This window comes from Streptomyces sp. EDA2-14, assembly GCF_054963755.1.
In genome coordinates, this window is the sequence record NZ_JBUEGE010000008.1 from 21,702 (window position 1) to 39,873 (window position 18,172).

The 18,172-nt window shown below is 74.1% G+C and carries 12 protein-coding genes; 1 reads left to right on the forward strand and 11 read right to left on the reverse strand.

Going from position 1 to position 18,172, the window contains the following annotated elements; translation table 11 throughout:
* Positions 1 to 438, reverse strand: coding sequence for a roadblock/LC7 domain-containing protein (locus ACY34M_RS20795; RefSeq protein ID WP_462719694.1), 438 nt, complete (start codon positions 436 to 438; stop codon positions 1 to 3).
* A complete protein-coding gene (locus tag ACY34M_RS20800; RefSeq protein WP_462719693.1) occupies positions 435 to 3,167 on the reverse strand; it encodes a sensor histidine kinase in 2,733 nt (910 codons plus the stop codon). Before ACY34M_RS20800 ends, ACY34M_RS20795 begins: the two co-directional genes overlap by 4 nt.
* A gap of 305 nt (positions 3,168 to 3,472) precedes the next feature.
* Between ACY34M_RS20800 and ACY34M_RS20805 the strand changes: the two genes are divergently transcribed.
* Positions 3,473 to 4,012 carry a hypothetical protein gene (locus tag ACY34M_RS20805; protein WP_462719692.1) on the forward strand — a complete coding sequence of 180 codons (540 nt, stop codon included), beginning with the start codon at positions 3,473 to 3,475 and terminating at the stop codon, positions 4,010 to 4,012.
* A gap of 7 nt (positions 4,013 to 4,019) precedes the next feature.
* On the opposite strand, the gene ACY34M_RS20810 is transcribed toward ACY34M_RS20805, so the two are convergent.
* The 9 genes from ACY34M_RS20810 to ACY34M_RS20850 all read right to left on the reverse strand — a co-directional run bounded on the left by ACY34M_RS20810 (position 4,020) and on the right by ACY34M_RS20850 (position 18,149).
* Entirely contained in the window at positions 4,020 to 8,645 is a 4,626-nt protein-coding gene (locus ACY34M_RS20810) for a coiled-coil domain-containing protein (protein WP_462719691.1), read from the reverse strand.
* Between the two features lie 36 nt (positions 8,646 to 8,681).
* A complete protein-coding gene (locus ACY34M_RS20815) occupies positions 8,682 to 9,575 on the reverse strand; it encodes a hypothetical protein (protein ID WP_462719690.1) in 894 nt (297 codons plus the stop codon).
* Between the two features lie 73 nt (positions 9,576 to 9,648).
* Positions 9,649 to 11,175 (reverse strand): hypothetical protein, encoded by a 1,527-nt coding sequence (locus ACY34M_RS20820; protein WP_462719689.1) that lies wholly within the window; start codon positions 11,173 to 11,175, stop codon positions 9,649 to 9,651.
* A 92-nt stretch (positions 11,176 to 11,267) separates the two neighbouring features.
* On the reverse strand, positions 11,268 to 11,960 hold the full coding sequence (locus ACY34M_RS20825) for a GntR family transcriptional regulator (protein WP_462719722.1): 693 nt from the start codon (positions 11,958 to 11,960) through the stop codon (positions 11,268 to 11,270).
* 114 nt (positions 11,961 to 12,074) lie between these two features.
* Positions 12,075 to 13,277, reverse strand: coding sequence for a cysteine desulfurase-like protein (locus ACY34M_RS20830; protein WP_462719688.1), 1,203 nt, complete (start codon positions 13,275 to 13,277; stop codon positions 12,075 to 12,077).
* A 42-nt stretch (positions 13,278 to 13,319) separates the two neighbouring features.
* The gene (locus ACY34M_RS20835) at positions 13,320 to 14,240 is read right to left on the reverse strand and encodes an SGNH/GDSL hydrolase family protein (protein ID WP_462719687.1); all 921 of its coding nucleotides are present in this window, start codon (positions 14,238 to 14,240) and stop codon (positions 13,320 to 13,322) included.
* Positions 14,237 to 15,388, reverse strand: coding sequence for a glycosyltransferase (locus ACY34M_RS20840; protein ID WP_462719686.1), 1,152 nt, complete (start codon positions 15,386 to 15,388; stop codon positions 14,237 to 14,239). The genes ACY34M_RS20835 and ACY34M_RS20840 overlap by 4 nt, the downstream gene beginning before the upstream one ends.
* Positions 15,385 to 16,515 (reverse strand): glycosyltransferase family 4 protein, encoded by a 1,131-nt coding sequence (locus ACY34M_RS20845; protein ID WP_462719685.1) that lies wholly within the window; start codon positions 16,513 to 16,515, stop codon positions 15,385 to 15,387. Before ACY34M_RS20845 ends, ACY34M_RS20840 begins: the two co-directional genes overlap by 4 nt.
* A 221-nt stretch (positions 16,516 to 16,736) precedes the next feature.
* Complete coding sequence (locus ACY34M_RS20850) at positions 16,737 to 18,149, reverse strand: HEAT repeat domain-containing protein (protein WP_462719684.1); 1,413 nt, start codon at positions 18,147 to 18,149, stop codon at positions 16,737 to 16,739.
* Between the last annotated feature and the right edge of the window lie 23 nt (positions 18,150 to 18,172).

Below are 18,172 nucleotides of genomic sequence, written 5' to 3' on the forward strand. Positions count from 1 at the left end.
CTACCCTCCGGCGGGCAGATCCGTGCGCCGGGCCGTCCCCAGGTGCACTCCGACCCGCTTGACCAGCAGGGTCATCTCGTAGGCGACGAGGCCGACATCGCTCTCCGCGTCGGCCAGCACCGCGAGGCAGCTGCCGTCCCCCGCCGCGGTGACGAACAGGAAGGCGTCGTCGAGCTCGACGACGGTCTGCCGGACGCCACCCGCGTCGAAGTGCCGGCCCACTCCCTTGGCGAGGCTGTGGAATCCGGAGGCCACGGCGGCGAGGTGTTCGCTGTCCTCGCGGCTGAGCCCCTCGGAGACGCCCGTAGGCAGCCCGTCGCCGGAGAGCACCATCGCCTTGCGGATGCCGGCAACGCGCTCGACCAGATCGTCCAGGAGCCAGTTCAGCTCGCCGACAACACCGGTGGTGGGCTGCTCATTGGCCTTCGGCGCGGTCATCGACCGTCCCCCTCAGAATTCGTTCCTCGTGCTGTACCGTCGGCGCGCTCATCGCCCGCGGTGTTCTCCGCGCGGCCACGACGCCAGCCGCGCTGGAGCGAGGCCATACGGCTGCGCACCTCGTCGGCGTCCCGGTCGGTGGGCTGTGCGGAGGGTGTCCTGTCGTCGGCCGAAGCCGCGTTCTCGCCCCGCAGGTCGGGGCCGTCCTTCAACTGCGGGGCCAGATTGGCCTGGCGGACGCGGCGGGGCAGGCCACCAGGGGTGGTGCTGGGCTCTGCGCCGGTCTGCTGGGGGTCTGCCGCGGGCTCGGGCGTACGCGGCGGGGCTGCGGTCTCCTCGGCGGCGCGGGAGCGGCGCCTGGGGAGCTCGGGCAGGGCGTCGCCGCGTCCCTCGCCGTCGCTCCGGTCGTCGTGCTCGCCCGGTTCGGCAGGCGCTTGGTCGGACTCGCCCGGCCGACTGTGGGTGACGGGCCTGCCGTGCGAGCTGACGAGCTTGGGCACACGTCTGCGCGGCAACGGCCGCGGCCCGTCCGGGCGGTGGGAGGCGGCCGTGCCGTCGTCCTCGGCCTGCTGGTGCTGCTCGCCGGACGGTCCCTTCATGGCGCGGCGAGGGCGGAAGAGGTCGCCGCGCTCACTGTCGTCGTCGCCCAGGGCTCCGGGGAAGTCGGTCATGTCGGAGGTCGTCAGCGGGGCTTCCAGCTCGACCGGACCGTCGAGCACGGAGGCGGGCAGACCGGGCAGCCCGGCCGCGGCGCCCGGCTTCGACCCGGTCACCGACGGGGGTGTGCGGCGGACCGCGTTCGGCCGGTCGAGACGGAAGCCCGCGCCCTCGGTGTCGGGGGCGTCGGTGAGCAGGGAGTCCGGGATGAAGACGACCGCGGTGGTGCCGCCGTAGGGCGACGGCTGGAGGGAGACGCGGATGCTCTGCCGCTGGGCGAGGCGGCTGACCACGAACAGGCCGAGCCGGTCGGTGTCGGAGAGCTCGAACTCCGGTGTCTCGGCGAGGCGCAGATTGGCGTCGAGCTGCGCGTCGGGGGCCATGCCGAGGCCGCGGTCGTGGATCTCCAGGGTGAACCCGTTCGCGACGCGCTCGCCCAGCACCTGGACGGCGGTGTGCGGCGGCGAGAACACCGTGGCGTTCTCCACGAGTTCGGCCACGAGGTGGGTGAGGTCGGCGACGGCCGGTCCGGTGACGGCGATCCGCGGCAGCCGCCGTACCTCGATGCGCTCGTAGTCCTCCACCTCGGCGACGGCGGCGCGGACGATGTCCATGAGCTGGACGGGCCTGCGCCACTGCCGGGACGGAGCGGCGCCGGAGAGGATCACCAGTCCCTCCGCGTGGCGGCGCATCCGGGTGGTGAGGTGGTCGAGGCGGAACAGGTCGGCGAGTTCGTCGGTGTCCTCGGTCCTGCGCTCCATGGTGTCGAGCAGGGTCAGCTGCTTGTGCAGCAGGACCTGGCTGCGCCGGGCGAGATTGACGAAGACCTCGGAGACGCCGCGGCGCAGCTCGGCCTGTTTCACGGCGGCTTCGACGGCGGACCGCTGCAGGGTGTTCAGCGCCTGGCCGACCTGACCGATCTCGTCCCTGTCGTACTCCAGGCGCGGCGCCTCGGTCTCCACGTCGACCTCGTCGCCGGCGGCGAGGCGGCGCATCACGCCGGGCAGCCGCACACCGGAGGCCTCGTGCGCCTCCAGGCGCAGCCGCCGCAGGTCACGGACGAGTCCGCGGCCGATGCGTACGGAGAGGTACAGGGAGGCGAGCAGGGCGAACAGGCCGAGTACTCCGGCGACCCCGGCCCGCAGCAGGACGCCGATGGCCTCCGGGCGGGCCCGGTCCTGGTAGCGCTCGGTCGCGGCGGTGTCCCGGTCGACGAGTTCGGCGAGCACCGGCGGGGCCGCCTTGTCCCAGCTCCGCGCGGTGACGCCTCGCGGTGCGCCGGGGGAGCCGTTCACGACCGCTTCCTCCGCGGTGCGCAGCGGGTTGGTGTCGGGGCTCTTCCAGTACCGCTGGTAGCGGGAGCGCTCGCTGTCGGGCAGGAGCGCGAGATTGCTCTCGTAGAGGAGGGAGCGCTGGGCGACGAGGTCGGAGACCTGCCGCAGTTCCTGCTGGGTGAACCGGCGGGCGACGAGTCCCGAGCCGACCAGGGCGTCCTCCTGGGACAGGAGTTCGCGGGCCCTGATCACGCCGACGAGGGCGCGCGCCTCGCGTTCCACCTTCGCGTTGTCGAGGGCCGTGAGGTCGAGCAGGAAGTCGTACGTCGGCGCGATGAGGCGGTTGTAGAAGTCGAGGGCCTGGGCGCGGGTCACGGTGCCCTCGTCGACGTTCCGGCGGAGCGACGCGATGTCGCCGAGGCCCTGGACCGCGTTGTCGAGCGAGGCCCGGGCGTCGGCGTCCAGGTCGTCGCGGGTGTCGCCGTCGCGCGCCGTCTCCTTGATGCGGGTGATCGACTCGTCGGCCGAGGTCCGCTTGGCCCGCAGCGCCGACTGGGCGTCGGAGGCGCGGGGGTCGGCGAGGTAGACGAGCGTCTCGCGGCGTTCCGCCTGCAGGGTGCGGCTGGTGGCGATCAGGGGGTAGGCGACCGTGTCGACCGCCTTGCCCGCGGAGATCAGCTGGACGGCGGCGCGCCCCGTGATCACCGTGGCGAAGGCCCAGATGGCCGTCAGGGACAGCAACGGAACCAGCAGCAACGCCACGATCTTCCGGCGGATGGACTTCCCGCGAAAGCGCATGGCCTCCCCCAGATCGACCCCTCAGTCTTCAGGGGCACACATGTGCGTCAACAAACGGCGCGAGCCTACTACTGAGACAGGAGCAACTCGAAGACCTGTCCGGATGCTGTCCTGGGGAAGTACGGTGCCCAGATCAGCAATTGTCCGGTATTGAAGAAGATTTCCATGGCTCGATCCCAGTACTGGCAACAGACCGCAATCCGCCTACCTGGACGTAGAGTTGGCTGGAATTCTGCGCAGTTTCCGTCCGGACCGAGCGCGTTCAGCGGAAGGGGAATCCTCCCGGCCCGCCGTTCGTCTTCCTCATGGGAAGCCGGCTCGACGGCGTGAAGCGCGGCAATTCGGGCAGTCACTGTTGCAGTGCCGGTGCGGGGGCATCGGCTTGCGGGTCGTCGACGGACCCAAGAGCGGTGGGGAGTGACGTGGCAATGGGCACGGCGGAGCGAAATGGACTGTGGGTCGAGGAGCCGGCGCGGCGGCGTCGCATGCCCGATCCCGTACGGACGTCCGCGGTGCGGGCCGTCCTCATCGTCGCGCTCACCCTGATCCAGGCCATGATCGCCGTGTTCTGCACATTGGCCGACTCCTGGCTGGCGTTCCCCATGGTGCTCAGCAGCGTGGGCAGCACGGTGGTCGCGACGTGGGGCGTCCTGGACGTCTGGGTGACACGCCAGGTGTGGAACCAGCGGCACGGCGTCGTCTCGGTCCCGGCCAGCACGGCCCGGCAGTTGCGCAAGGAGCGCCGCCGGGCCCGCCGCGCCGCGAGGTCGCGGCGCGGCGTCGCCCGGCCCGACTCGGTCAACATAAGCGGGCGCGGCGGGTCCAGGCAGCTGACCCACAGCTGAGCCGCGGTCAGGCGTCGACGGGCCGCTTGTACATCCGCGTCGCCGTGATCTCGCCGTGCACCGTCTCCCCCTCGGGGTCCTGCTGCGGCAGGCCGGGACGCAGGTGCTCCTCCACGCTGATGTACTTCAGTCCCGCCCGCAGGTCCGCGTCGTTGCGCATACGGATCACGAGGGGGAACTCGGCGAGCGCCGTCGTGTCGAACAGACCGGTGGTGTAGAGCAGTTGCACGCCGAGCGCGTCGGACACCGCGCGCTGCAGTTCGAGCAGGTACGTGGCGTTGGCGCGGCCGATCGGGTTGTCGAGGAAGAGCGTGCCCGCGTGACGGTGCTTGTCTCGGCCCCGGTCGTTCGAGCGCAGTGCGGCCATCGTGCAGTACAGGGCGATGGCGGCGGTGAGCAGCTGACCGCCGGAGAACACGTCGCCCATCTGTCCGACGGGGACGCGCTCGGCGCGCAGCACCGCGTCCGGCTTGAGGATCTCGACGGCGACGCCCTTGGGCTGGAGCGCCGCGCTGACGCCGCGCAGCAGCAGGGACATGCCGTCGCGGCGCAGGTCGGAGTTCTTCTTCACGGCCGCGCGGGTCGCCTCGTCGATGACCTCGCCGAGCCGCTCGATCAGCGTGGCCTGGTCGGGCTCCTCGAAGCGGATCCGCAGGAACTCCTGTCCGGACCACTCACCGAGCCCCTCGGGCAGCCGGGACAGACGCTGCGCGGAGCGGAGGGTGGCGAGCGAGGATTCCACGAGGCCGCGCAGCCGGTCCACGATCGAGTCGCGGTTGCGCTCCAGCTGGGCCAGCTCGTCGGTGAGGACGCGCAGTCGCGGCGCGAACGCGTCGGCCCACTTCTGCGCGTGCTCGGGCAGGGCCGAGGCGGGCAGTTCGCGGATCTGCTGGCGGGCGGGCGTGCGCACCTGCTCGTACCGCGTCGAGTTCGCGTGCCGTACGAGGATGTCGCTGGCCTCGCGGACGGCCGCCTCGGCGGCGGACAGGTCGGCGGCGCAGCCGCGCAGCGAGCGCCGGGTCTCGGCCGCCGTCTGGCGGGCCTCCTCCAGGGCGCCGGGGTAGGGCTCGGGCTCGTCCTGCTCGTCGGCCGGGTCCGCGTGGTCGCGCAGCAGGTCGCGCAGGAGCGCGGCCGTCTCGTCGAAGCCGCCGGCCCCGTCCTCGGCGGCGCGGTGCGCGTCGAGGAGTTCGGCGTGGGCGGCGCGGGCGGTGCTCAACGCGTCGGTGCGGGTGGCGAGTTCGGTGGTGGCCGTGCGCAGCAGGGTCTGCGCGTGCTCGGTGTCGGACGGGACGAGGTCCTCGGGCAGCTCCGTGTGGGCGTCGCCGTCCTCGGGCGCGTGCCGCTCGGCCTCGCCGCGCAGTCGGCCGAGCTGCTCGCTGGCGGTGGAGGCGCGGGTCTCCAGGAGCTGGACGAGCTCCTCGGCGCGGGCCGCGGCGGCCTGCCGGGAGGGGCCGTCGGCACCTTCGGAGGTTTCGAGCAGGGCGGCGGCGCGGGTGCGCACCTTGTTGCTGAGCCGGTCCAGCTCGGCGAGCGCAGCGGACTCGTCGGACTCCGCGCGGGCCTGCTCGGCCCTCAGGTCGGCGCCGACGCCCACCTTCTCGTAGACCTGGGACGCGGCCCGGTAGGCCTCGCGCAGCGCGGGCAGCGACGCCTGCGGGGGCTCCCCCTCCGGTACGTCGTCGGGGGCACCGGCGATCTCCGCGCGCTCGGCACGCAGTGTGCGGGCCGTGCGGCGGGCGTCGTCGGCGGAGCGCTGAGCTGCGCGGCGGTCCTCGTCGGCGGAGCGCGCGTGCTCCAGGCAGGACTGGGCGCGGGCCTCCGACTCGACGGCCTCGTCGGCGAGTTCGCGGACCTTCGCCTGCCAGCCGGCGCGCTCGCGCAGACGGAACGCGAGTCCGGCGAGCGCGTCGGCGGCGCGGCGGGCCTTCTGCGCCGCTTCCTGGCGCTCGTCGCGCACGCGGGTCGCCTCGGCGGCGGTCTCGTCGGCCTCGGCGCGCACGGTGCGGGCCTCGGCCAGCTCGGCCTCGGACTCCTCGGCGAACGTACGGGCTTCGTGGGCGGCGGTGGCGAGTTCGGTGAGGCGGCCGGTGGGGCAGCCGGAGCGCCAGGAGGTGAGGCGCGCCGCCAGTTCGCGGTCCTTGGCGAGGCGGCCGGCGAGCGTGCGGATGTCCTCGTCGCGCCGGGCCGCGCGCTCGCGCAGCGCCTGCCGCTCCTCGTCGGCGGCGTGCTCGTCGTGCATGGCGGGGTTCGGCGGCACCAGGAAGACCCCGGAGCCGCTTTCGTCGGACGCGCTCTCGGCCGGGGTCGGGGCGAGCAGCGCGGCGGCGGTGCCGACGGCGACGGCGGAGCGGGGCAGCAGGGCCGCACCGGCGAGCGCCTCACGGGCGCGCTCGTGGGCCGCCGGGTCGGTGATCACGACACCGTCGACCAGCTCGGGCCGGGCGGCGAGCACGCGCGCGTGGTCGGCCGGGTCGACGGACTGGGCGAGGTAGCGCCAGCCCGGCAGGGCCGGGATGCCGTGCTCGCCGAGGAACTCGACGGTGGCCAGCACATCGGGGCCCGGCGGCAGCAGACCGCCGTCGCCGAGGGCGCCGAGGATCCGGGAGTCGTCGGCCGCGGCCGTGCGGAGCTCGAACAGCTGCCGCTCGGCGGAGGTCACGGTGTCGTCGAGCAGCGTCTTCAGGTCGTCGGCCGCGCGGTCGAGGTCTTCGGCGGTGAGCGCGGCGTGGGACCCCTCGGCGGACTGCTCGCCTACCCCGGATTCACCGGCCTCGGAGGCGTCGGACTGCCCGCCCACGCCGAGCAGTTCGGCCAGTCGTTCCTCCCCCGCGAGGGCGGCGGCCGCCCGCTCCTCCGCCCGGTGGGCCTGCTCCGCGGCGCTCGCGGCATCGGCGGCGCGGGCCGCCGTCAGCTCGGCGCGCGATTCGACGGCGGCGGCCTCGCGCGCGTGCTCGGTGGCCCGGCGGGCGGCCTCGCGCGCGGTGTCCCACGCGGCGACGGTGGTCTTCTCCGCGTCGGCCGCGGCCAGCGCGGCACGGGCCGGGTCGGCGTCGGGCGCGCTGTCGTCGATCCACCCGGCGCGCACGGCCTCGGTGGTCTCCTGCTCGACCTCGGTCAGCCGCTGGCGCAGGTGCCCGAGTTCACTGCGGGCGCGCTGGGCCTCGGTGGCGGCGGCCGTGGCGTCGCGGTGCGCGGTCTCGCCGGCCTCCTGGAGGACGGCGGAGCGCTCCTCCTCCTCGTTCGCACGGGTCTCGGCCTGCTCGGCGGCGCCGTGCAGGGCCCGGACGAGTTCGGAGGCGGCCTTGGCGCGGGCCGCGAGCGCGGGGGCCGCGTCGCGCTCGGCCTCGCGGATGGCGACGGCCACGCGCGCGGAGCGGTCCGCGGCGGCGCGGTGGCGCAGGACGGCCTCGGCGGCCTGCCAGGCGGAGTACAGGGTGCGCGCGTCGGCCAGCTCGCGCTTCTGCGCGGCGGCGGCCTTCTCGGCTCCGGCGAGCGCCAGGGAGGCGTGCCGGTAGGCGAGTTCGGCGGCGATCAGGGAGCTGCGCTCGCGCGCCGACTCCGCTTCGGTGACGGTGTGCGCTGCGGCGGTGACCTGCTGGGCCAACTCCCCGGCGCGGCCGCGCTCGACGGCCGCGCGGGCGGACAGGCGGCGGGCGAGCGTGCGGGTGCGGCGCTCGGCGGCGGTGTGCACGTCACGCGCGCGTGCCCGGGTGTCGGCGGCTTCCACGATGCGGGTGAGCAGGTCGACGGAGCCGGCGGTGAAGTCGCGCTCGGCGATCAGCTCGGAGCGCCGTCCCAGCTTGTTCCCGAACCCGCTCACCAGGTCGGCGAGGCCGTCCGTGTCACGGGTGTCGGTGACGGCGCGCAGCAGCAGGTCGGTGAAGTCGGAGTCCTTCTTGACGGCGAAGAGGCCTGCGGCCTCGCCCTCGTCCGCGTTCATCTCCCGCTGGTAGCGGAAGAGTTCGGGGTCGAGGCCGAGGTCGCCGAGGTGCTCGTTCCACCGGTCGTGGATCTCCTCCCAGTGCACCTCCAGGTGCGGGTACGCCTTGCCGGACTCCGTCAGCGCGTCGCGGAAGCCCTTCATGGTGCGGCGGCGCCCCTGCGCGCCGGAGGCGCCCTCGGCGGCGGGACGTACGGCGCTGGACTCGGCGACCGGCAGCGAGTCGAGGCTCAGTCCGGGGCCCGGCCGGAAGGAGTACCAGGCCTCGGCGAACTTCCGCGGGTCGTTCGAGACCTGCCGTCCCCGCCACTCGCTGACCTTGCCGACGACGACGCACTCGCCGGTGAGCGTGTGCTGCCACTCCAGGGCGACGTGTCCGCAGTCGTCGGCGAGGAGGAACTTGCGCAGCACGCCGGAGCTGGCGCCGCCCAGCGTGTTCCGGTGGCCGGGCAGCATGACGGAGAAGATCAGCTTGAGCAGGACCGACTTGCCGCCGCCGTTCTCCAGGAAGAGCACGCCGGCCGGCGCGGGGCGGCGCGGCGGCCCGACGGGCTCGTCCTCGAAGAACTCCGCCTGGGTGGGCGCGGGGTCGGGCACGGGCTCGCCGACACCCCGCAGGTCAAGCACGGTGTCGGCGTAGCGCGCACCTGCGGGCCCAATGGAGTAGAGGCGAACCCGGGACAGCTCGTACATGGCGGACTCTCGTGGTAGGAACGGAAGTTCAGAAGGTCAGGAGTGGAACGGCAGGCCCGCGTCGGCGGCGAGCGCGGCGGCGTCCTCGTCCATCGGCGGCACCAGGCTCGCGGACCCGTCGGTGACGGGCACGACTCCGAGGTCGAGAAGCTCGGCCATGGCGGCCTGGCCGGCCATGTCGCGCACCTGCAGCTGGTAGCGCGCGGTGGTGCGGTAGGTGCCGCCCGAGTCGTCGCCGGTTCTCTGCAGGAAGCCGGAGTCGGTGAGGAACGCGACGGCCTTGCCGACGATGCCGGTCGTCGAACTGGCGAGGCGGCGCGTGTCCTTGGTGGCTCCCGTGGAGCTGCGCCGGGCCCAGATCCGCCAGGCGGCTTCGAGACCGGGGGTCTCGGTCGCCGGGTCGGTGTTCTCGCCGGTCTCCTCGGCGCGCTCCTCCAGCTTGCGGCAGGCCTGCCGCACGAAGGCGTCCACGCCGTTGACACTCACACGGCCGATGTAGCCGTCGTCGGCGAGGTCCTCGGGGCGCGGGAAGGCGAGCGCGGCGACCGCGAGATGGGCGAGGCCGTGCAGGAAGCGGTCGGTGGAGTCGGCGGCGGCCTTGCGCGCGTAGTCGCCCATCCGGACCGCGAACACGGAGTCCTCGGCGGCGGTCACGGCCATGCCCGCGCGCGGGGACACCTCAAGGACGACAAGCCCGAGCCCGGTGGCGACGGCGTCGGCGAGCCGCGCGAACGGCGGGTCCTCGCGGTAGCGGCGCAGCAGCTCGCCGTACTCCTGGTCACGGGAGGGCTGCAGCTTCGGCTGGAGGCCGAAGGAGACGAGGCGGGCGGCGTCGGCGGCGTCGGCCGGGGTGACGGGCGCCGGGGTCCTGGCCGAGCCCGAGGCGTCGGGCTCGCCCCATTCGGCGTGCTCTTCGGCGTACTCGGTCACGGGTGGTGCTCCTTCATGGGTGCTGCGGAGAAGTTCATGGGTGCTGCGTGTGCGACGGGGACGCGGGGCGGCATCAGGCGGCCTCCGTCCGGTCGGTGGCCATCCCGACCGCGTCGAGCAGGGCCGTGCCCACGATGAGGTCGGCGCCGCCGAACTCCGGGTCGTCGAGCTCGGTGCCGTCGTCCACGGCGAACAGCAGTTTCTCCTCGCCCTGGCGGTAGGCGGTGCCGACGGGTGGGCTCGCGGCGTGGACCGCCAGCAGGGCCACCAGATAGGGCAGTTCGGCATCGCGCCTGCGGGCGTCGGCGAGCAGTCCGGACAGCCGCCGCGGCGCGTCCGCCGGCAGGTCGAGCAGCTCCATGGCGCCCGCGAGCTGCTCCTCGCTGAACCGGCTGTCGTCCGGTGTGGCGATGAGGTCCGGCTCGGGCATCTCCGCGCCGAGGTGCTCGCGCTCCATGGGTGGCGTGAGCAGTATGTCGACCAGGTCCCCGACGCGTACGGACACGGGCGTACGCAGTCCGGTGCCGCGCGCGAAGAACGCGTCGGTCGCCCGGCTCGCGCTCTCCACCGGCAGCGGCAGCAGCGGTGCGAGGAGCTGCCCGTACAGGTCGAGTCCCGCGCGCGCGGAGGGCGTCGTGAAGGCCTGCCGGTCCTGCTCGGCGCGGAACAGCGGCCCGGCCTCCAGGAGGCGGGACTGCAGCTGCGTGTGGCGGCGGATGCAGTCCTTGACGATGTCGACGAGCTCGGCGGCGCGGCGCTTCTGCTCCGGGTCCTCCGACTCGTCACGGGCCTTGCGGATGTTCGTCAGGATCGCGTTCTCGTGCCGGTAGCGGTCCGCCACGTGGTCGAGCGCCTCGGCGATCATGTCCGGCACGGCCTGCAGCCAGTCGACGGCGCGGACATTGCGCCGCGTCGCGTCCAGCGCCTTGCGGAGCGTCTCCGAGTACTGCACGGTCCTGTACCTGGCCTGCTCGGCGGCGAGCTGCGCGTCCGCGAGACGGCCGCGGCTGATCAGCACCTCCAGCTTGACCTCGGCGGCGATCTGCGCGCTGGTGACGTCCGTGTCGAGCGCGCCGACCAGTACGTTGACCGCCTCGTCGGTCGTGCGGAGGTAGACGCTGCCGCCGTAGCCGGGGACCTCCTCGATCAGCTTGAAGTCGTAGTCGCGCCGTACATAGGAGCCATCCGGCGCGAACGTGCCGTACACGGCGCGGAAGCCGCGGTCGACGCTGCCGACGTTGATCAGGTTCTCCAGGACCCAGCGGGCCACCCGCTCGTGCTCACCGGTGGGGCGCTGCGGAGCCTGGGCGGCGATGCGGGGCACGAGCCTGGCCACTATCTGCTCGTGGTCGGCGCCGGTGTCGAAGTCCATGTTCAGTGTGACGAGATCGATGGCGGACAGCGCCACCTCCGCCATCCCGTACGTGGAGTACTCGCCCGCGAGATTGGCCTTGCGCACGTCCAGGTCGTGCAGCGGCGCGGTGCACGCGAGCGCGCGAAGGCGGCGCGCGAGCCCCTCGTCGGCGGCCGGGCCCGGTGCGGGGCGCGGCCCCGCGCTGAGCTGGGGCGGAACGGATTCCGTGCTGGCAGGCGAAGTCACGGAGCACAGAGTAGGCGCTGGGTCTGACAACGGTCGAAACGGCGCAGATGCGACGGCTTCCGGGCCCGCCCGCGGCGGGCCGCCGAAGACCGCTATCCGTCCTGCGGCATCCGCTGCCGGTAGGCCTTGACGAGCCCGTCGCGGGAGTCGTCGAGGTACTCGCCGAGAAGTGTCTCAGCCGTGTCCCTGCGGCCCTCGCGCAGCATCTCCACGAGTTGCAGATTGCGCGCCAGGTACGGCTCGTGGAGGCGCCGCGGGTCGTCCACGACGTGGAAGGCCAGTCGCAGTTCGGCGAGGACACTGCGCATCAGTTCGTCGGTGCGCTCGCTGCGGGCCAGGGCGACGAGTTCCCGATGGAAGTGGATGTTGGCGGTCGAGACGGCCTTCCACTCGCGCCGCTCGGCGGCCCGGTGCCCGTCGGCGACGGCTTCGGCGACGCGGTCGAGGGCGTACGGCGGGTCTCCGAGGGACCGTACGACGGCGCACTCGACCATGCGACGCGTCCGGTAGATGTCCTCGACGTCGTCGACGCTCAGGACCCGCACGAAGACCCCGCGGTTCAGCCGGTGTTCGAGCAGCCGCTCGTGGGTGAGCAGCCGGAACGACTCCCGGAGTGTGTTGCGCGACACCCCGAGGGCGCCTCCGATGCTGTCCTCCGACAGCCGGGTGCCGGAGGGGAAGTAGCCTTCCGCGATCCGGTTGCGCAGGATGTCCGCGACGCGCTCCGCGGTGCTGGTGCGTCCCAGCAGTGCGCGGTCGTCCGCGAGGGCGTTGAGTTCGTCCATGGCCACGGCCGAATTCAAGCGCAGTTCCGCAAACGAGACAACGTCGTATCGATGGATCGTTCAACGACGCCCCGCGAACGCCCGGGGACACACCTGTCTCAGGACACGATCACCTCAGGACACGACCGCCTCCAGAGCCGTGAGCAGCCGCTCCACGTCCTCCGCGCTGCTGTAGGGGGCGAGGCCCACACGGACACCGCCCGCGTCCCCGAGCCCGAGCCGCCGCGAGGCCTCCAGGGCGTAGAAGGAACCGGCGGGGGCGTCGATGCCGTGCTCGGCCAGGTGCCGGGAGATCTCGGCCGGACCACGGCCCTCGACGGTGAACAGCAGGGTCGGGGTGCGCCGCTTCGCGCGCGCGTAGAGCGTGGTGCCGCCGAGGCTTGCGAGCCCCTGCTCCATGCGCTGCCGCAGCGCGTCCTCGTGCTCCTCCAGGGCCGCGAAGGAGGCGACGAGGCGTTCCCTGCGGCTGCCTTGCCCACCCACGCGCAGGTCCGCGAGGAAGTCCACGGCCGCCCGCGCGCCGGCCAGCAATTCGTAGGGCAGGGTGCCGAGTTCGAAGCGTTCGGGCACGGCGTCGCTGGACGGCAGCAGCTTGTCGGGCCGCAGCGATTCGAGCAGTTCAGCGCGGCCGGTGAGGACGCCCAGGTGCGGGCCGAGGAACTTGTACGGCGAGCAGACCAGGGTGTCCGCGCCGAGCGCCGCCAGGTCGACCGCGACGTGCGAGGCGTAGTGCACCGCGTCGACGTGGAAGAGCCCGCCCACTTCGTGGGTGAGTGCGGCCAGGGCCGGCAGGTCGGGCCGGGTGCCGATCAGGTTGGAGGCGGCGGTGACGGCCACGAGCCGGGTGCGCTCCGACAGCACCGCCTGGAGGTGTTCGGGCCGCAGCTCGCCCGTCTCCGGGTCGAAGTCGGCCCACCGGACGGTGGCGCCCGCCGCCTCGGCTGCCTGGACCCACGGGCGGATGTTGGAGTCGTGGTCGAGCCGGGTGACGACCACCTCGTCGCCCGGCCTCCAGGTCTTGGCGAGCATGCGGGACAGGTCGTAGACGAGCTGCGTGGCGCTGCGCCCGAACACGACGGTCCCCGGCGTGGTGCCGAGCAGGTCGGCGAGCGCAGCGCGCGCCTCGACGACGATCCCGTCGGCGTTGCGCTCGCCCTCCGTGGTCTGACCCCGGTTCGCCAGTGGCCCGGTGAGGGCCGCGGCGACGGCGTCGATGACGGGTTGCGGGGTCTGGGTGCCGCCCGGTGCGTCGAAGCGGGCCGTGCCGGACTTCAGAGCGGGCACCTGTGCGCGGATGGCGGCGATGTCGAGAGCCATGGGTCAACTCCTGTCGTGCGTGGGCGGTGCGGGGCCTCCCGGTCAGAGGCAGACCTCGCACGGCCGGCTCGTCCCCGGAGCCGCTGCCGCGGCTCCCGCCACATGATCGCAATGCCACTGCGGCACCTCCAGACCCCGGACCGAGGCCAGCGCCGCGGCGGCCCCGGCCGACGCCCGCACGTCGAGTCGCGCGCTGGTGCCCCGCATCCCGTGCCGCACCTCGTCCGCGGCGAGCGCCAGGAGCTGGGGCACCAGGTCGGCGCAGCGGCGGGCGACCCATCCGGTGCCCGCCGTGGCCAGCCACAACAGGCTCGCGGCGCGGGTCGGCGCGGGCCGTTCGGGCTCGACGTCCGGCGCCGGGCCGGTCGCCCGGCCCGCCTCGGCGAGCACGGCGTGGAAGCGGGCCGCGAACCGGCGGTGCCCCCGCTCGCAGGGGTGCAGCCGGTCCGCGCTCCACAGGGCACGGTCGGCCACCCAGTCGGCGTCGGCGGCGTGCAGGTGGACGGCCCCGTGGGGTTCGGACAGGGCGTGGACGACCGAATTGACCGCACGCTGGCGACGCGCGAGAGGGCGCGCCAGGACCCCCGGCAGGCCCAACAGGGCGCCGGGGTCGGGCAGGCACGCGGTGAGCAGGACGGTGCCCCGCCCGGCGAGCGCCCCGTACACGGCGTCGAGGCGGGCGGCCACGGCGTTGATGTCGAAGGTGGCGCGCAGGGTGTCGTTGACACCGACCACGACGGAGGCGACGTCGGGGGCGAACTCCAGCGCGCGTGGCAGCTGCCGCAGGAGCACGTCGGAGGTCTGCGCCCCGCTGGCCGCGAAGTTGCGGAATTCCACGGGCACTTCGGCGGGCGCCAGGCCGTCGGCGAGGAGTGCGGCCCAGCCGCGCCACGCGCCGTCGACCGGGTCGCCGATCCCTTCGGTGAGCGAGTCCCCGAGCGCGGCGAACCGGAGCGCCTTCATGCCGCGCCCCGAAGCGGTACCCGCGCAGGAGCGTCGTGCGCCGCCAGGAAGGCGGCGACAGCCACGTCCCAGCCGAAGCACTCCGCACGCGCGCGTGCGGTCGTCCTGCGTCGCCGCTCGGGCCGCCCGAGGACGTCCCGGACGGCGGCCGCGAACGCCGCGCCGGTGTCATCGGCCACCGCCCCGGCCCCGCCGACCACCTCGGGCAGCGCCGAGGACGCGCTGACGACGACCGGTGTGCCGCAGGCCAGCGCTTCGAGGGCGGCGAGCCCGAACGTCTCGGCGGGCCCGGGCGCCAGGCACACGTCGGCCGTGGCCTGCAGGGCGGCGAGCGCGGCCGGGTCGCCGACGTGTCCGAGGAAGGTGACCGGCAACCGTCGCGCCCGCGCGCGTTGTTCGAGCCGCGCCCGCAGTGGCCCGTCCCCCGCCACGACGAGTCGGGCGGGCACGCCCGACCGGCGCAGCCGTGCCACCGTGTCGAGTCCGATGCCCGGCCGCTTCTCCACGGAGAGTCGCGTGCACATGAAGAGCAGCACCTCGCCCACGCGCGCGTACCGGCCACGCACGGCCTCGCTCCGCGCCCCGGGCAGGCACCGCGCCAGGTCGACGCCGAGCGGCGCCCGCACCACGTTGCGCGCCCCGATCCGTACGAACTCGCGTTCGGCCCACTCCGTGGTGCACACCACGCGCGCGTAGGCGTGCGCCGTACGGGAGTTGAGCACGTCGGCGGCCCGCCGTGCCGCGCGCTCGGGCAGGCCCCAGGTGCGCAGCACTCCGTGTGCGGTCTCGTGGGACACCATCACGGCGGGCACCCGCGCGCGGCGCGCCCATTCGCCGGTCCAGCGCAGGGTCGTCCGGTCCGACACCTCGAGCCGGTCGGGGCGCAGGTCGGACAGGAGCCGCGCCAGGCGTTGCCGGTCGGTCAGGACGCGATAGCCGCCACTCGCCGGGAGCGGCGCCCCCGGCAGCGTGATGACGCGCCCCTGAGGGGTGTCCGTGTCCGAGATCCGCTCCCCCGGAACGATCAGCACCGGCTCGTGCCCGGCCGCCAGGTACCCGGCGCCCAACTCACGCAGCGCGGTGCGCAGTCCACCGGAGGCGGGAGCGACGAAGTTCGCGAGCCGTACGATCCGCAGCCGCCCGCTCATGCCGCCACCGTCCCCGCGGCGCGCGCGTGCAGCACTTCTTCGTAGTGCTCGACCAGGAGGTCGCCCACGGCCTCCCAACTGCGCCCGGCCACGGCGGCACGGCCGGCGCTCCCGTACGCGGCGCGCAGCCCCGGATCACCGGCGAGCGCCCACACCGCGTCGCGCACCGCGTCCGCATCACCGGGCGGCACGAGCAGTCCGGTCGTGCCGTGGGCGACGAGGTCGAGCGGTCCGCCGGCCGCCGGGGCGATCACCGGCACGCCGCTCGCCATGGCCTCCTGCACGGTCTGGCAGAACGTTTCGTAGGGCCCTGTGTGCGCGAACACGTCCAAGGAGGCGAAGATCCGGGCGAGTTCGTCGCCGGTGCGCCGCCCCAGGAAGACCGCGCCGGGCAGCGCGCCCCGCAGGGAAGCCTCGCTCGGCCCGTCGCCCACCACGACGACCCGTACGCCGTCGAGTCCGCACACCCGCGCGAGCAGCTCCACCTGCTTCTCGGGCGCGAGCCTGCCCACGTACCCGACGAGCAGTTCGCCGCGCGGCGCCAGCTCGGCACGGAGCAGCTCACAGCGCCGCTCGGGCCTGAACCGCAGGGCGTCGACACCACGGGGCCACAGTCGCACCCGCGGCACCCCGTGCGCCTCCAGGTCGCCCTGTGCGGCGGTGGAGGGCGCGAGTGTGCGGTCCGCCGCGGCGTGCACGGTGCGGATCCGCCGCCAGGCGGCGCCCTCACCCGCCCCCACGTACGTACGCGCATAGCCCGCCAGGTCGGTCTGGTAGACGGCCACGGCGGGCACGCGCAGCCGGGTGGCGGCCGCCATGCCGCGCATCCCGAGCACGAACGGGCTGGCCAGATGGACGAGTTCGGCCCGGTGCGCGGCCACGGTCTGCGCGAGGCGGCGCCCCGGCAGCGCGACGCGGACCTGCGGATAGCCGGGCAGCGGCAGGGACGGCACACGGACGACGGGGCAGGGCGCCGCCACGTCCGTCTCGGGGCCCGTGGGGGTGGCGGGGGCGACGACGAGGGGTTCGTGGCCGCGGGCGGCGAGGTGCCGCGCGGTCTGCAGGGCGCAGTGCGCCACACCGTTGATGTCGGGAGGGAAGGACTCGGACACGATGACGACACGCATACGGGTTTTGTCGCCGCGCCGGACGTGCCCACGTCAACGTGGATCTTTCCTGGCGAGGAACGGTCCGTGAGCGTTGACCACCGCCGAAAACCGCAGGTGAACGACGGGGAGGCGGCCCCTCACCGCGGGGCCACCTCCCGGAAAACAGTGCGTCACAACACCGGAAATCAGTGCGTCACAACGCCGGAGATCGGTGCGTCACGACTCCGCACATCAGCGCGTCACAACGTCGTCGCGTCGGGCCCGATCCGGCTGCGGACCGCGGTCTGCACCTCGTCCTCCTCGGCCGGGTCGGCGGCGAGGCGACGCAGCCGCTCGACGACGCGGGCGTCACCGGTCTCGGCGTGCCGCGCGGCGACCTCACGCGTGGATTCCTCGCAGTCCCAGAGGCACTCGACGGCGAATCCGGCGCCGAAGGAGGGGTCGGTGGCGGCGAGGGCGCGGGCAGCACGCCCGCGCAGGTGCGAGGACGCCGTCTCGCGGTAGATGTGCCGCAGCACGGGGGCGGCGCAGACGATGCCGAGCCGGCCCGCCCCGTCGACGAGCGGCCAGAGGGTGGGGGCGTCGGAGCCGTCGCCCCGTACCGCCTCCCGCAGGGAGGCGAGGACGAGTTCGCCGTCCTGCGCGCCGCCCCTGCAGGCGAGCATGCGGCCCGCGGCGGCGCCGAGCGCGTCGGGCCGGGGCGCCCACTGTCGGGCGCGCTCCACGACGGCGACGCCGCACATCCGCTCGAAGGCGTCGAGCGCGGCGTCCACGACCGCGCGGGACGGCGCCTCCACGGCTGCCTCGATGAGATCCAGTACGGCCGGGTCGTGGGTGTCGGCGAGGTAGCGCAGCGCGGTGCAGCGCGCCCCGTCGTGCCCCTCCTGTGCGGCCCGCACGATCACGGCGCGGTCCTCGGGGCCGGCCACCGCGGTCAGGCAGCGGGCGGCGGGCACGTACAGGACGGCGCCCCGCTCGAAGCCCTCCTGCGCCCAGTCGAAGACGGCCTGCACGCTCCATTCGGGGCGCGGCCCCGACGGTCGCATCTGCCGCTGCCAGCGGTCGAAGGAACCGGCTTCCTGCGCGGCACGCACGCGTGGTCCCACGTGCGGGCGCGGGTCGTCGGCCCACAGTCGCCAGGGTCGGGGCTCGAAGGCGTCGCGCACGACGGCGGCAAGCTCGGCCTCGTCCTCGGCCGGGAAGCGGGCGAGGACCGGCTCGGCGAGCGCGCTCAGGCCCGCGTCGTCGTCGCGCAGGGCCAGCTCGTCGAGCGCCCAGGCCCAATTGCCGCCGAACGCGGCGTACCTGCGCAGCAGCTCCAGGGCGTCCCGCCTGCCGTAGGAGGCGAGGTGGCCGAGGACCGCGAGGGCGAGTCCCGTACGGGACTCCTCGGTGTCGAGGAGGTCTTCGGGGTCGAAGAGGTGCCGCTCGATCTCCGTGAGCTCACCGTGGAGATCGAAGTAGAGGCGGGCGTAGTAGAGCGAGCGGTTCTCCACCTGCCAGTCGTGGCGGGGGTCGCTCAGCACACAGTGATTGAGAGCCGCGAGCGCCTCGTCACGCGGCGCCGTCAGGGCGTGCAGCGTGCCGTCGCCACGGCCTCGCTGCAGCAGGCCGAGCAGCGTACCGCTGGGCGCTATGACCGGTTCGAACATGGGAAACAGCCTCACATCAAGCG

Bases quoted from the DNA above. Each gene is read 5' to 3' on its own strand.
- ACY34M_RS20795 (WP_462719694.1), bottom strand. From the start codon at position 438: ATGACCGCGCCGAAGGCCAATGAGCAGCCCACCACCGGTGTTGTCGGC.
- ACY34M_RS20800 (WP_462719693.1), bottom strand. From the start codon at position 3,167: ATGCGCTTTCGCGGGAAGTCCATCCGCCGGAAGATCGTGGCGTTGCTG.
- ACY34M_RS20805 (WP_462719692.1), top strand. From the start codon at position 3,473: ATGGGAAGCCGGCTCGACGGCGTGAAGCGCGGCAATTCGGGCAGTCAC.
- ACY34M_RS20810 (WP_462719691.1), bottom strand. From the start codon at position 8,645: ATGTACGAGCTGTCCCGGGTTCGCCTCTACTCCATTGGGCCCGCAGGT.
- ACY34M_RS20825 (WP_462719722.1), bottom strand. From the start codon at position 11,960: ATGGACGAACTCAACGCCCTCGCGGACGACCGCGCACTGCTGGGACGC.
- ACY34M_RS20830 (WP_462719688.1), bottom strand. From the start codon at position 13,277: ATGGCTCTCGACATCGCCGCCATCCGCGCACAGGTGCCCGCTCTGAAG.
- ACY34M_RS20835 (WP_462719687.1), bottom strand. From the start codon at position 14,240: ATGAAGGCGCTCCGGTTCGCCGCGCTCGGGGACTCGCTCACCGAAGGG.
- ACY34M_RS20840 (WP_462719686.1), bottom strand. From the start codon at position 15,388: ATGAGCGGGCGGCTGCGGATCGTACGGCTCGCGAACTTCGTCGCTCCC.
- ACY34M_RS20845 (WP_462719685.1), bottom strand. From the start codon at position 16,515: ATGCGTGTCGTCATCGTGTCCGAGTCCTTCCCTCCCGACATCAACGGT.
- ACY34M_RS20850 (WP_462719684.1), bottom strand. From the start codon at position 18,149: ATGTTCGAACCGGTCATAGCGCCCAGCGGTACGCTGCTCGGCCTGCTG.